General features: G+C 48.3%; 11 protein-coding genes. 10 read left to right on the top strand and 1 reads right to left on the bottom strand.

Annotated features, from left to right (window positions below):
- Positions 1–61: 61 nt before the first annotated feature.
- The 6 genes from RCO25_RS21410 (at position 62) to RCO25_RS21385 (ending at position 11,134) form a co-directional block, all read left to right on the top strand.
- Positions 62–1,300, top strand: coding sequence for a sensor histidine kinase (locus RCO25_RS21410; protein WP_308998161.1), 1,239 nt, complete (start codon positions 62–64; stop codon positions 1,298–1,300).
- On the top strand, positions 1,278–2,885 hold the full coding sequence (locus RCO25_RS21405; protein ID WP_308998160.1) for a response regulator: 1,608 nt from the start codon (positions 1,278–1,280) through the stop codon (positions 2,883–2,885). The genes RCO25_RS21410 and RCO25_RS21405 overlap by 23 nt, the downstream gene beginning before the upstream one ends.
- 106 nt (positions 2,886–2,991) lie before the next feature.
- Positions 2,992–4,683, top strand: coding sequence for a type 2 periplasmic-binding domain-containing protein (locus tag RCO25_RS21400; RefSeq protein WP_308998159.1), 1,692 nt, complete (start codon positions 2,992–2,994; stop codon positions 4,681–4,683).
- Between the two features lie 168 nt (positions 4,684–4,851).
- On the top strand, positions 4,852–7,374 hold the full coding sequence (locus RCO25_RS21395) for a GH39 family glycosyl hydrolase (protein WP_308998158.1): 2,523 nt from the start codon (positions 4,852–4,854) through the stop codon (positions 7,372–7,374).
- 180 nt (positions 7,375–7,554) lie between these two features.
- Positions 7,555–8,805: an MFS transporter gene (locus RCO25_RS21390; RefSeq protein WP_308998157.1), complete on the top strand. Its 1,251-nt coding sequence runs from the start codon at positions 7,555–7,557 to the stop codon at positions 8,803–8,805.
- Between the two features lie 58 nt (positions 8,806–8,863).
- A complete protein-coding gene (locus RCO25_RS21385; RefSeq protein WP_308998156.1) occupies positions 8,864–11,134 on the top strand; it encodes a glycoside hydrolase family 3 protein in 2,271 nt (756 codons plus the stop codon).
- A gap of 78 nt (positions 11,135–11,212) precedes the next feature.
- Here RCO25_RS21385 and RCO25_RS21380 read toward each other — a convergent pair whose 3' ends face one another.
- On the bottom strand, positions 11,213–11,596 hold the full coding sequence (locus RCO25_RS21380; RefSeq protein WP_308998155.1) for a DUF1801 domain-containing protein: 384 nt from the start codon (positions 11,594–11,596) through the stop codon (positions 11,213–11,215).
- A 54-nt stretch (positions 11,597–11,650) separates the two neighbouring features.
- On the opposite strand from RCO25_RS21380, the gene RCO25_RS21375 reads away from it, so the two are divergent.
- The 4 genes from RCO25_RS21375 (at position 11,651) to RCO25_RS21360 (ending at position 14,566) form a co-directional block, all read left to right on the top strand.
- Entirely contained in the window at positions 11,651–11,806 is a 156-nt protein-coding gene (locus RCO25_RS21375; RefSeq protein WP_308998154.1) for a hypothetical protein, read from the top strand.
- 101 nt (positions 11,807–11,907) lie between these two features.
- Positions 11,908–13,014: a glycoside hydrolase family 88 protein gene (locus RCO25_RS21370; RefSeq protein WP_308998153.1), complete on the top strand. Its 1,107-nt coding sequence runs from the start codon at positions 11,908–11,910 to the stop codon at positions 13,012–13,014.
- Positions 13,015–13,243: 229 nt separating this feature from the next.
- Entirely contained in the window at positions 13,244–13,861 is a 618-nt protein-coding gene (locus RCO25_RS21365; RefSeq protein ID WP_308998152.1) for a DNA-3-methyladenine glycosylase family protein, read from the top strand.
- 18 nt (positions 13,862–13,879) lie between these two features.
- Positions 13,880–14,566: a DNA alkylation repair protein gene (locus RCO25_RS21360; RefSeq protein WP_308998151.1), complete on the top strand. Its 687-nt coding sequence runs from the start codon at positions 13,880–13,882 to the stop codon at positions 14,564–14,566.
- Positions 14,567–14,569 lie beyond the last annotated feature (3 nt).

Here is a 14,569-nt window from a genome sequence, read left to right as displayed (position 1 = left end):
CGGAGGACCTCCAGTACAACCTTCGTCTTAAACTCTGAGGTATATCGGTTCCGTTTTTCCATTGCTTCATTATAACTTATTTTTCTTCCTCCCGTGTCTCAACCTATGGGAGCATTATAAAGGGGACCCAATCTTTTACCGCAAAGGCGAACCGCCGATCCTGAATCGAAGCGCTTCCAAGGAACTTGCAGGCGAGCTGGTCGGTTTCCTGGATGGCACGCGGCTTGAGGGGACCGAGCAGGAGATTGTCCGCTTGGACGGTAAAAACTATTTGGTAAGCGCGGTGAAATCGCCGCAGCTCAATTGGTATTTGGTCGACATCGTGCCACTGGACCAGATGCTCGGACCGATATCGTTCAGCCGGAATCTCTTTTATTTGTCGATGGCTTTGCTGTTCGCGATCGGGATATCCGCATCCGTACTGCTTTACCGGAACGTGCAGCGTCCGATCATCAAGCTGATTCGCGGCTTACAGAGTGTGCAGCGCGGAGATTTCTCGGTACAGATCAAAGAGAATGTCAACAACGAGTTTGCCTTTCTCTTTTACCGGTTCAATGAAATGTCGCGGCAAATTCAGGATCTGGTCGAGAAGGTGCTCGGCGAGAAGCTGAGGGCAAGGGAAGCGACGCTGAAGCAGCTGCAGGCGCAGATCAATCCCCATTTTCTCTATAACTGCCTGGGCTATATTATTAATATGGCACAGATGAAGGAGGAGGAGGCGGTCGTATCGATGGCTTATAATTTAAGCGCTTATTACCGCTATACGACTCGAATGGAACGGCAAACCGGCTCCGTGGAGGAAGAAATCAAGCTAATCGTCAATTATTTGGACATTCAGAAGCTGCGCAATGAAAGAATTTACTATACGATCGATATACCGGATGAGATGCTGAAGCAGCAGGTTCCTCGTTTGCTGATTCAGCCCGTTGTGGAAAATGCCGTCATTCATGGCGTTGGCAAAACCTATTCTTCGGGCGAAATTCGCATTCGAGGCGAGGTTTCGGGAGGGTTATGCAAAATATATATCGACGACGACGGTCCCGGCATGAACCCGGTGCTGCAGGATGCGCTTAACCGGAAAATGAAGGAGCCGCTGCAGGAGGAAATGGGCTGCGGCCTTTGGAATACCAATCAAAGAATTATGCATCAGTTTGGAGAAGGGTCTTATCTCTATTTTACCAAATCAATTTTAGGGGGATTTCGAACCGAAATCATGTGGCAGATGCCCCTCGAAGAAGAGCAGCGACATCATCCTAACATACAAGGAGACCCATTACATGCAAATGATCATAGTAGATGATGAAGCCCACTGGGTAGATAATTTATCGATGCACAAGCCTTGGCATACGCTCGGTATTGAACAGGTTCATAAAGCTTATTCCGCGCAGGAAGCGCTGCAAATTATAGCGACCCAGCCGATTGATATTATCATATCTGATATTCTAATGCCTGAAATGACAGGGATAGAGCTCATAGAGAAAATCCGAGCCAGCGATAAGAGAATCAAATGCATCATTTTATCCGGGCATTCGGATTTTGAATATGCAAAGGAGGCCGTGCGGCATCAAGCCATTGAATACTTGCTGAAACCGCCGACCGATCAAGAATTGTTCGGAGCAGTCAAGACGGCGATCGAACAATTGAAAGCGGAATGGGAGAGCATCAGCTCTCATGAACGTACGAAATATACGCTGCGGGAGAACCTTCCGCTTCTGCGGGGGCAGCTGCTGCTTGATGCGCTGCGCGGAACGAGGTTTCCCGCCGACGAGTGGAGCAGAAAGCTGGAAAATTACCATTTGCCGATCCGGTTCGGGGATTGCGCGCTGCTGCTCGTCCGTTTGGAGGAGGAGTTCGGGCAGTACCGCAACAACGGCCAGCAGCTGATGGAATATGCGATAATCAACATTGCGGAAGAAATTTTCGGCGAATTTACGGAGGTTTGGGGAGTCAGGGAGGAGCATGGCTATTTGGCTTTCCTGCTTCAGTTCAAGGGAGACGATCCGGCTATCAGGAAGGAAATGCTGCTGGAGAAGCTGGCCGTGCAGCTGCAGGCGAAGGTCAAACAGTTTTTGAAAGGTTCGCTCTCGATTGTCATCACGGAGCCATTCCGTTTTCCCGAGCAGCTTGCGGATGTTTACCGGAAGGCTGCCGCTTCCTTTCGCCAAATTGTCGGGGATGAACGTGAATTCGTCATGCGTGTCAGCGATCTGGAGCAAACGGTATCCGAAGGCGCTTTGGATGCGATCCACAGCCCGCCGTCTTTGAACAATTTGCTGGAGGCCGGGCGCTGGGACGCATTAGAGGAAAAGCTGCAGCTAGTGTTCGATGAGCTTGATCTCAAATGGTCCGATTCGTGGGAGCACTGCATGGAGGCCGGTTTTCTGATCGCGTCGGCATTTACGCACTACGCGCATCGAAACGGGTATTCGCTGGCTAAGCTTTTAGGAGAGGACATGGAACTATTGCAGAACGGGGAGGCTTTCAGCTCCATCAGCAAGCTGCGTAATTGGTCTATGGTGGGACTTGGCAAGCTGAAAGTGGGAACAGCCAATGAGGTGAACGACATCCGTTCCCATTATGTGAAGAAGGTTCAGGCGTTTACTGAAAAAAATCTTCACCTGGATGTGTCATTGCGCGCGCTAGCCGATCATGTGAACCTGCACACGACGCATTTATCCAAAATTTATAAAATCGAAACCGGCGAAGGAATTAGCGATTACGTGTCCCGGCTTCGTATGGAGCGGGCCTGCCATCTGCTGAAAACGACCGACAAAAAGGTGTATGAAATCAGCGCGGAAATCGGATATTTGGAGCCGGCTTACTTCATCAAGGTGTTCAAACGCCAGTTTGGCGTGACGCCGCAGGATTATCGGACCGGGTCCTAACAACATGACAGAGTCCTATGGAAACTAACAAAGTCATATAGATGCCCTCCCCTGCTGCTTGGTAAAGTAGCTTATGTGATCATCTTACTTCAAAGGGGACTGAAACATGAATAAACTGAGAAAAGCATGGGTACTGCTCGTAGCTATGGCCTTCATCGTAAGTGCTTGCAGCGGAAATACCAGCAAGAACGAGAATAAAGGAACAGAGAATACAGCGACGAATACAGCGACGAATACAGCCGCTGAGTCAGAGTCTGATACCGCGTTTGCAAAAGGAAAATATGATCCGCCGATTGAAATCAGCACGGTCATTATGCCGAGAAAGTATACCAATGGCGACACCAAGGAAAACAATGTGCATGACCGCTGGATGCTGGAGCAGTTCGGCATGAAGCATAAGGATACTTGGTATCCGGCAGGCAACGACCAATACAAGCAGAAGCTTCAGCTCGCGATTGCCTCTGGCGAGAAACTGCCGGATTTCGTTTTTGTGCCGACCGACGCGATCTTGACGAATCAATTGATCGATTCCGGACAATTTTTGCCGATTGACGAGCTGTTCGATAAATATGCCAACCAGACATGGAAAGACCATGCCGCACAGCATCCGGAATTATGGTATCCCTTCACGAAGGACGGCAAGAAGTGGAATGTACCGATTCTAGAATATACCGACAATGACGACACGCTCTTGTGGCTGCGCGAGGATTGGATGGAGAAGCTGAACCTGGAAGCTCCTAAAACGATTGCGGACCTCGATAATATTTTGGACAAATTTAAAAATCAGAATCCAGACGGACTCGCTGCTAAGGACGTGTATCCGATCGCGATTTCTTTGAAAAACAACACGAATACATGGATGGGCTCGCTCGACTGGCTATATGGCGCATATGGCGCGGTGGAAGAGCAATGGAATAAGGACGCAAACGGTAATCTTGAGTACGGTTCCGTTAACCCGGGAGCGAAGCAAGCGCTCGCCAAGCTGAAGGAATGGATGGAAAAAGGCTATATTCATCCGGATGCGGCTTTATGGGACGAAGGCAAAACAGCTGAAATTTGGACAAACGGAAAAGCGGGCGTTCTGCCAGGCGCAAACTGGGTTCCTGACTGGCCGGCACCGGATCTGCTCAAAAACGTAAAAGGTTCTAAATACAAAGCCTATCCGATCCCTGCAGGTCCAGATGGCCTCATCGGTACGAAATGGCAAAATTCAGGCGTAAACAGCAGCTTTATGATTAACAAGGATGCCGAGCATCCGGAAGCGTTCTTCCTGTATTACAATTACCTGCTCGATAATTTGGCTAACCCTGCAGCTGGAAGCAAATTCGAATACGGTTTTGCCAAAGGGTATGACTGGGATGAAGTGGACGGACAACCGACCAACAACAAAGACAAAATCAAAGACTTCAACAATGAATTTGCCTTTATTACCGGTCCGGCTCGTATTCCAGACCTTTATATGAAAACACTGGTTAAGCTTGCAGACGGCGCGGCACCGGAAACGCCTTACGAGAAGCAGACTGCTGAATTCCGTAAACCGGAAAACTGGTATTCCGCAAAAGTCGTGATGTCGCAGATCGATATCCGCAAGCAAAACTTCTTCACAGGCGCAGCGACGCCAACGATGATTTCAAAATGGAGCCTGCTGCGTCAATCCGAGCTGGAGACGTTCAACAAAATCATTTACGGCAAATTGCCTATCGATGCCTTTGACAGCTTCGTGACCAATTGGAAAGCAAACGGCGGCGACCAAATTACGGCCGAAGTGAATGAATGGTTCAAGTCGGTTTCCAAATAACAAGAGCAATAATAGGGAATAACCAAAGCCAGCAAGGTCATCTTAATGATCTTGCTGGCTTTTCCCATATATAGAGGTTTGAAAATAGGAGCAAGGGCAAGGATATGAGTTATAATTAACCATAAATCGGTGCATATTTAGCGGGAAAAGATCGAAAGGAGCCATAAGATGGGTAATTCCATGTACGAGCTGGTAGAGACAGGCGCAAAGCTGCAGTTCGACGTTTCGCTGCATAGCGTGAATTATGTACCCAGCCATTGGCATAACAGCGTTGAAATTATTTTTGTGCTGCGCGGAAAGCTGGAGGTTACCGTAGGAGCCGAGAAAACCACACTATCCGAGGGTGATGTGCTGGTAATCAATTCATGGCATGTCCATGAGGTCATTGGCCGTGATCTCAACATTATTGCAACCTGCCAGATTCCGGTCTCCTTTCTTAAAACCTATATCAGCGGGATGGAGCAGATTCAATTTGATTGTCATTCCAGCTTATTGGGCCCAAACAAAAGAGAAGCCATGGACCGCATGCGTCAGCTTCTTGCCGAAATGGTACAGCTGATTCACAAGAAGGGCGAATCGTATGAGCTGGACATGCAGGTAAGGATGCTGGGTGTCTTATCTATATTAATGAAGCAATTCAAGGCAGAAGCGGTGAGCGGCGCCATGAATGAAAAATATATGGAACGCATGATGCGCATCATTACCTACATTGATGAACATTACAGAGAACCGGTCTCTCTTCTTGATATGGCAGAGCGCGAGTTTTTGTCGGTACCGTATTTATCCAAGTTCTTCAGTGAAAATATCGGACTGAACTTTCAATCCTATTTGACGAATATACGGCTGAAAAATACGGTAGAAGCGTTATTGCACCATGTAGAGACACCGATTGCCGATTTGGCTATGCAGCATGGTTTTCCCAATGCCAAGTCCTTTTATGCAGCTTTTAAAAACCGGTATGAGATGACGCCAACCGAATACCGCAAACAGTACCGGCCTGACATTTATGAGCAGAAGGAGAAGTGGTCCTCCAATTATTTGGCGTTCAACCAATCGAGCGCTCTGGGCATTATTAATCAATACTTGCAGCGGGGGCATTCCTTTAATCAAGAGCCCGTGCAGCCGCTGCAGTCGGTGACGCATCAGGTGGATATGCAAGCAAGCGGCAAGCCGATTAAGCATACGTGGAAAACGGTCATAACGATCGGCAAAGCAAAAGAAGGCCTGCATGCCGATTTACAGCGGCAGCTGCGTGACTTACAGCGGCGATGCCCTTTTTCGAATATCAGATTCCACGGTATTTTTGATGATGCCATGATGATCTATGACGAGGATGAGGCAGGAGAACCTCGCTATAATTTTCGATTTGTTGACCAGCTGTTTGATTTTTTGCTGTCCATTGGCTTAAAGCCGTTTGTAGAATTAGGTTTTATGCCCTCGAAGCTGGCGGCTGACCCAAGCAAGACGGTTTTCTCTAGAGTCAGCTATACGAGCCCGCCCAAATCACTGGACCGATGGTGTGACATGGTTAGTTTATTCGTACGCCACTGCATGAATCGCTACGGAGCAGCACAAGTGAAGAGCTGGAAATTCGAATTTTGGAATGAACCGGAGTTTTCGGCATTCTGGCCTGCTACTGACGCGGAATATATGCAGATGTACAAACGAACCTACCAAGCAATCAAAAGCATTTCCACCGAGCTTCAAATGGGGGCACCGGGCCGAATAATCACCCTGGGCACATTCGAGTTTAGTGAAGCCTTTTTTGCTTTCTGCAAACAAAACGATTGCTTGCCGGACTTTATACCGCTGCATTTTTACCCGCATGAGCATATTGAGGACATGATGGATGAATTGGATAACCACCTGCTGCAGCTGCCCCCTTACCGTCAATTGCAGGATCATTTCCGGCGGATCTCCCCTAATCCGAACTATCTGAAGGAGAAGCTCATTCATGAGGTTGGATTTCTGCAGAAGCAAGGCCTCTCCGACCGGGAGGTTTATTTGACGGAATGGAACTCAACGGCGTATCACAGGGAATTGACGAATGATACCTTGTATAAAGCCGCGTATATCGTGAAAAATCTTATAGATAATCTCGATTATATTCAAGGCTTCGGCTATTGGGTGCTGAGTGACAACATCGAAGAAACCGTTGCATCGCCGCAGCTGTTTCACGGCGGCCTTGGTCTCATCGCCCAGCATGGGATTCCGAAGGCAGCCATGTATGCCTATGATTTACTGGCCAAGCTGGGCGATAAGCTGCTTGTGCGCGGGGAAGGTTATGTTGTGACAGCGGGCAGCAGCGGATACCAGGTTCTCGCGTATAACTATTGCCACTTTGACGATTTGTATGCGCTGGGCGATACCTCCTTTATTGATGAGACGAATCGCTACAACGGCTTTAAAGACGAGAAGGTTTTGAAAATGACCTTTGAGCTAAAGGCTATTCCGAACGGGAAATATCGCATGATTACGCATAGGATTAATCGAAAGCATGGCAGCTCCTATGATAAATGGGTGGAGATGGGGGCCCCTAAGCCGTTATCGGCAGAGGATATCGACTATATAAAGACGGCTTCCGTTCCTCAAAGATCGGTGCAAACGGTCGAAATAGAGCATGGTTTTACTTATCATACGGTGCTGGAGCCGCATGAGGTGGCGCTGGTAGAGCTGACTCCCCTCTATTAAGCAAACCTTCAGCGAATGGGTCATTTTTTAACCTCGAATAATTAGCCTGATTGAAACGCTTACAAAAACACATTAAAAATGACTATAAAAGTCGACAAGCTGCTGCCTATTTGATATAGGCAGTTTTGCTTATAATAAGTTTGTAAACGTTATCATTCATGGATTACTGGAGGTTAGACAATGACAGACGCAACAATAAAGGGACAGGTAGCTACTCCTCTCCGCAGACTGACCATAGGAATTGTAATCGGCTATGGCTGCATGATGCTCGCTTTAATGACGCCGGCTTTGCTTTTGCTCACGTTCAAGATGATTGAAATCGATCCTGACGGCTATACGTCTTCTTATGGTCTGGTTGCGGGCATCGGCGCGTTCTTCGCGTTAATCGGAAATCCGCTGGGTGGCGCGCTGAGCGATCGTTCGAACCTCTCGTTCGGCCGCCGCCGCACATGGATTCTGATCGGACCGATATTTGGCTGCGCAGCGCTGTTATGGGCGGGGATGGCAACCGAGATCTGGCAGGTCATCATAGCTTGGGCGATCGCGCAATTGTTTTTTAATTTTGCAATGGCCGCGTATACGGCACTGATCCCGGATCAAGTAAAGCAAGAAAACCAAGGAACGATATCAGGAATCGTCGGTTTGATTTTGCCGGTTGCGATGGCCGTGGGCATGGTATTGATGACATTGATGCCGAACGCGACTTCCATAACCAAATGGACGCTCCTTGCTGCGATCGGTATTATTGGCCCAATCATTAGTTTGTTTCTCATCCGGGATGGGAAAGTAGAGATCATCGAAGTTCCAAAACAGCATGTTTCATGGGGAGAAAAGCTTAGCAAGGTTTATCCGAGCCCACGCAAATTTCCAACGTTCTCCTGGGCAGTCGTATCCAAATTCCTGCTTATGATGGGTTATTGCAGCACCATGTACCTGACGGTCATGCTTGTGAACCGGATGGGCTATACGGAAGACGCAGCTACCGCAAGCGTTGCGACGATTAACATCATTTCGATGCTGGCTATGGCGCTTACCAGTGTTTTTGGCGGTGTTTTATCTGATAAATTCCGCAAGCAAAAGCCGTTTCTGTATGTATCCGCTTTAATTATGGTTGTTGGTATTCTCGTTTATGCTTTTGTTCCTCATTATTTGGCTTATGTCGTGGCTTCAGCGGTTATCGGGCTTGGTTATGGATGCTTCTCCGCAGTAGACTTGGCGCTCGTGGCAAGGATTCTGCCTCGTAAAGAGGATGCAGCCAAGGACTTCGGTATTATGAACGTAGCCAATGCGCTGCCGCAGTCGATTGTGCCTGCGATTGCGCCTCTATTGCTCGCGCTGGGCGGTTGGTCATTCTTCTATATCGTTCTCGCAGTATGCGTAGTGGTTGGAATGCTCGCAATCAAGCCGCTTCCAGAAGTCGGGCAGCAATAAAAGCGAATAATTAGCTAACAAAGATATAAATAACGGTAAATAAATAGGAGGAACAGCGATGAAACAAGATATGACCGAAGAAAAGCTCCAAGATGGCATACGTTATGTTCGCAATGACGGAGGACCAACGCTTGGTTACTCCCTTGTATCCGGCGTGAAGATTGTGGAGAAGGATGGCTTGTTCTTTAAGGATTTGAATCAAAATGGATCGCTGGATAAATATGAGGATTGGCGTCTGCCTTCAGAGGAGCGGGCGAAGGACCTGGCCTCCCAAATGTCGGTCGAGCAGATCGCGGGGCTGATGCTGTACAGCAGGCATCAATCGATTCCTGCGGCATCCCATGGCTGGTTCTCGAGTACGTATGGCGGCAAAAGCTTTGAAGAAAGCGGAGCAAAGCCTTGGGAGCTTACGGATGAGCAGCTGCAATTTCTAGCTCGGGATCACCTAAGGCATGTGCTGATTATGACGGTACAATCTCCGGAGACAGCGGCGAGATGGAACAATGCCGTACAGTCCTTTGCGGAAGGAACGGGTCTGGGCATTCCCGCAAATAACAGTTCAGACCCTAGACATGGCTCGGATTCCAGCTCGGAATTTAACGCAGGCTCGGGCGGTCACATTTCTATGTGGCCAGAGACGCTGGGGCTGGCTGCAACCTTTGATCCGAAGGTAACGGAGAAATTCGGTAAAATCGCGGCTAAGGAATACCGCGCATTAGGCATTGCCACTGCACTCTCCCCACAAATTGACATCGCGACTGACCCGCGTTGGTTCCGCTTTAACGGAACCTTCGGCGAGGATTCCAGGCTCTCCGCGGATATGGCGCGTGCTTATGTGGATGGATTTCAGAATTCAGCCGGTGACAATGAGATTGCAGACGGCTGGGGCTACGAAAGCGTAAACGCGATGGTGAAGCACTGGCCGGGCGGCGGCTCTGGTGAAGCGGGACGCGATGCGCATTATGGATGCGGCAAATATGCCGTATATCCGGGTGGGAATTTTGAAGAGCATCTCATCCCATTCGTGGATGGGGCCTTTAAGCTGGATGGCAAGACGGGCAAAGCCTCGGCAGTTATGCCGTATTATACGATCTCGGTAGATCAGGACGGCGTAAACGGCGAGAACGTAGGCAACTCCTACAACACATATCTTATTCAGGATCTGCTTCGCGGCAAGTACGGCTATGACGGCGTCGTATGCACGGATTGGTTAATTACGGCGGATGAAACGCCAAGCAAGGATTCTTTTCTAAGCGGAAAGCCATGGGGCGTGGAAGGACTATCCGTGGCGGAGCGCCATTACAAGCTGCTTATGGCTGGCGTGGACCAATTTGGCGGAAATAATGAGATTGCTCCCGTGCTGGAAGCTTATCAAATGGGAGTGGCAGAGCATGGCGAAGCCTTTATGCGCAGCCGCTTTGAGCAATCGGCGGTACGCTTGCTGAAAAATATTTTCCGCCTTGGGTTGTTCGAGAATCCTTACCTGCAGGTGGAAGAGAGTGCGCAAATCGTGGGCAGTCCTGCTTTTATGAAAGAAGGCTATGAGGCCCAGCTGAAATCGATTGTACTGCTAAAAAACAAAGCGCAGCTGCTGCCTCTGCCATTGAAAAGCACGGTATATATTCCGAAGAGATATACCCCCGCAGGGAAGGACTGGTTCGGCTTTCCCACGCCGGAAACGCTGGAGTATCCGGTTAATCTCGATATCGTCCGCAAATACTTTAACGTAACGGAGGATCCTGATGCGGCTGATTTTGCTCTCGTATTCATCAGCAATCCAAAGTCTGGCGTTGGTTACAGCCAAGAGGATGCTGATCAGGGCGGTAACGGATACATGCCTATCAGTCTCCAATATAAGACGTACACAGCTGAACATGCCCGTGAGCACAGTTTGGCAGGCGATGCGCGAGAAGACGATGTGCTTAATCGTTCCTATAAAGGAAAAAGCGTCACGGCTCACAATACGAGTGATTTAGATGCGGTACTGGATACAAAGGAGAAAATGAAAGGCAAGCCTGTCGTTGTTTCACTTCTTCTGGCTAATCCGGCTGTCGTCGAGGAGTTTGAATCGGCGGTTGATGCGATCATTGCTAATTTTGGCGTGCAGGATCAGGCTATCATGGAGATTTTGACCGGGAACGTAGAGCCGTCCGGCCTTCTGCCTATGCAAATGCCGGCTAATATGAAGACAGTCGAAGAGCAGCTGGAGGATGTTGCGCATGATATGGATTGTCATGTGGATTCCGAGAATAACGTTTATGATTTCGCATTCGGCTTGAACTGGAGCGGAACGATCCAAGACGCAAGAACTGCGAAATATAAGAAATAATAGATTGCAGTCTATAATAAATGAAAAAACATCGCGAGCTTCGCGATGTTTTTTCGTCTTCTAGCCCGGTTTGATCCCTTAAAGCGAGCTTGATGCTTGAATAAGAAGATTACTAAGCATAGCGTAGTCCGGAGCTTGTCCCTCGCGAATTTTGATCCATTTTCGTTCAGGCGGCCCTTCGAAAACAACGCCAGCGGGCAGCTCAAGCTCAGCCGTATTAAAAATCATAAAGCTTAACGCATCCTTGGAAGGAGAGATAACGGCCGCGTATTTCCCATTTTTGAGAAAATGCGGCTTCTTGTATTGAATACGTTCAGCAGCATCCGGGATCGATTGATGAATCATTTGACGGAGCTCATTGCTAATCTCGATTTGCCAGGGTTGGCTCATGCTTTCGATAAATGCGGTAACTTCTGGATTCGTGGAAATCCCGATCACCTTCTTTGTTAGAATTGGATCCATTTATTTATATATACCATGGCTTGATGAACAATGTAAAGGATTGTAAAATTTAACATGTTGGTAGAAGCGAAGCGAGAAGAACGTTCTGGAGAAACGCAGTGTTCGCCTTTGCAGCCGGATTCTTACCCTGTAGGGGATAAGAAAATCAAAGAATCCGGCTGCAACAGCGATCGGAAGAATGATCTGCTCGCGCAGCGGCAGCAACGTTAGATTTTTAATCACAACAAGATATCAACATTTTTAAGCATTAATGCAATACATTTAGCGCTTTCATCCGGCTATAATCAAGAAAAACGGTGGAGGCTGATTAGATGAGCACAGCATATTGGCAGGAAATTATGGACAGACTCGATAAAAAAGTGACGCGGACGATTGGGCAGATGGGCGATAAATGTCCTCATTTTGCGAAAGAAGACGGAAAATTCGATGATATTGGCACCGACTGGTGGACAACCGGTTTCTGGCCGGGCATGCTCTGGATTATGCATGACATGACGGGCAAGAAGCATTACAAAGAGGCGGCATGGCGCTGGGATGAGGAACTCGAGCAATGGTTCATTAAACCGACGGTAGAGATGCATCATGATGTTGGCTTTCAATTCCTGTCCACAGCGGTCATCAAGCATACGATTACTGGCGACGAGGATGCTTTTCGCCGCGGTATCGAAGCAGCGAACTTTCTGGCGGCAAGATACAATCCTGTGGGCCGATTTATTCGTGCCTGGAATGAAGACAAGCATGGCTGGGTAATCATCGACTGCATGCTAAATATTTCGCTTCTCTTCTGGGCGAGCAAGGTGACGGGTGATCCTCGCTATAAGCATATGGCGACTGCCCATGCGGAAACGACGATGAAGTACGGTATTCGCGAAGACGGCTCAACAAAACATATTATTTCCTTTGATGCGGAGACGGGAGCCTATATTGAAAACTTTGGCGGCCAAGGTCTTTCAGCTGAATCCTCATGGAGCCGTGGTACTTCTTGGGGGCTGTACGGCTTCATTAATGCGTATCGCAATACCGGTGATGAGCGTTTCCTGCAAACGGCCAAACGAATCGCGCATTATTTTATTGCGGCTTCGCCAGAGGATTATGTTCCTTATTCTGATTTCCGATTTGAATCAGTGGAAGGCCGGTTCCGCGACAGCTCTGCGGCGGCGATAGCAGCTTCAGGCCTGCTTGAGATTGCAGAGGTTGTTCCGGCAGGTGAAAAAGGTCTGTATGCGGGAGCAGCCGAGCGCATTTTGCGTTCGCTTACTGAAAATTACGCAACCTGGGAAAACCCAGAGCATGAGGCTATTCTTCTACATGGCTCGAGCAGCGTATCGGCAAACGCCGAAGGCTCCTTAATCTATGGCGATTATTATTACATTGAGGCTGTTGCCAAGCTGAACGGCTGGAAACACCGCATATACTAAGCTTATACGAATACAAAAGCAGCGTTCCTTGACTATCGGGAAGGCTGCTTTTTCATAGTTCAGCTCCCTTCATCTTGCTGCAAAAACTTCATTATATTGCTAATCTATTCGCATATTCAGCCGGACGTCGCCTAGTGATGTATAGTAAGAGGACAAGGATAACCGAAATAAGCATCGATAGCTCGTAAGCCATATAGAGCCGATGAAGGTTGAAGTGGAGGTAAGCGGGATGCCAGGCGTACTAACGAAGTATTTTGAATATGGCCAAAAGGAAATCGATTATTTAAAAAGCGTTGATCCTGTGCTGGGTGAAGCGATGCTGCGACTTGGCAAGATTGAACGGGTCATCATGCCGGAGCTGTTCACGGCACTCATGAATGCAATTGTCGGCCAGCTTATTTCAGCTAAGGCAGCCCGCACCATATGGGAGAGAATGCAGGAGAGGCTCGGTGAGATAACGCCGGCCAATCTGGCTGCGCAGTCTGTCGAAGATATTCAAGGCTGCGGCATGACAATGAAAAAGGCCGTATGTATTAAAACTATCGCACAGACGATCACGCTGGGTGACTTTCAATTGGAGGAACTGAAACAGCTTCCGGATGCTGAAGTCATTAAGAGACTGATGACCCTAAAGGGAGTCGGAAAGTGGACGGCCGAAATGCTGCTCATTCATGCGTTGGAGCGTCCGGATATCGTCAGCTGGGGAGATATCGCCGTACGCCGCGGAATGATGAAGTTATATGGTCTTGATTCGATAACAAAAGAGCAATTCGATGGCTATAGTCGTCAGTATTCACCGTATGGGTCAATAGCTTCCATTTATTTGTGGGACCTTTCATTTGATTAAGGAAAAAGGAGCAAGGACATGGATATAACCGTAAAAGAACAGCTGCTTGCGTGGGCGGAGGAGGACTACCGGAAATTTTCTGCTGCGCTTATTCCGAACATTAATAACGTATTAGGTGTCCGGCTGCCCCATTTGCGCAAGCTAGCCAAGACCATTGCGAAGGGCGATTGGCAGCATTATTTGGAACATGCCGAAAGCGAGTATTTTGAGGAAATCATGCTGCAGGGGATGGTGATCGGATATATTCAGGCCGACATCGGGAAAGTTTTGCCCTATATCGCTGATTTTGTGCCTAAAATGGACAACTGGTCGGTGTGCGACAGCTTCTGCATCGGGCTGAAAATCACGAAAACGAATAAGGATACCATGTGGGATTTTTTACAGCCTTATCTTGTTTCAGATAAAGAGTATGAAATACGCTTCGGTGTCGTTATGCTTCTTGATTATTATATTGAAGAAGGTTACATTCACCGTGTACTGAGGCTGCTAGACGAGACCGATCGCAGCAGCTACTATGTCAAGATGGCGGTGGCTTGGGCGATTTCAATATGTTATGTGAAGCTGCCAGAGATCACGCAAGCCTATTTGGAGAGCAGCTCTCTGGACGATTTCACATACAACAAAGCTTTGCAAAAAATAATAGAATCATACCGCGTAGATCCGGAAACGAAAAACCGGATCCGCGGCATGAAACGAAAGCGCTAGCCA

This window comes from Paenibacillus sp. LHD-38 (assembly GCF_031157315.1).
GTDB lineage: Bacteria > Bacillota > Bacilli > Paenibacillales > Paenibacillaceae > Pristimantibacillus.
The sequence above is the reverse complement of the archived record's forward strand: the minus strand, read 5'-3'. Positions and strand labels throughout refer to the sequence as shown.